The sequence below is a fragment of the Kytococcus schroeteri genome (assembly GCF_002847825.1).
Taxonomy (GTDB): Bacteria; Actinomycetota; Actinomycetes; order Actinomycetales; family Dermatophilaceae; genus Kytococcus; species Kytococcus schroeteri.
Map to the genome: position 1 here is coordinate 1 of NZ_PKIZ01000156.1, position 308 is coordinate 308.

At 60.7% G+C, this 308-nt stretch carries 1 pseudogene; it reads right to left on the reverse strand.

From position 1 onward, the window contains the following. Nucleotides 1-308: pseudogene (locus CYJ76_RS11970) on the reverse strand (hypothetical protein); the annotation flags it as partial.

Genomic DNA, 308 nt, shown 5'->3' on the forward strand with positions numbered 1-308 from the left:
GCCAGCTCGTAGGCGATGCCAACGCTGCCCTTGGCATCCTTGGCAGAGCCTTCGCCGCCCAGGTTGACGCTGGTGGTCTCCGTGCGGTCACCCTTGATGCTGATGGAGATGGTCTGAGTCTTGGACAGCTCCTGCGTCAGCGGGATGGTGTTCTTCGACTGGTTGGTGGCAGAGATGGTGCCAGCCGGGGTGAACTTGTCGTCGACCTTGTAGACGACGGTGCGGTAGTCCTCACCGGAGTTGCATACCGGGTGCGGGTTCAGGATGTTGGCCTTGATGTGGTCACTACCGTGGGTGGTGTTCACGAT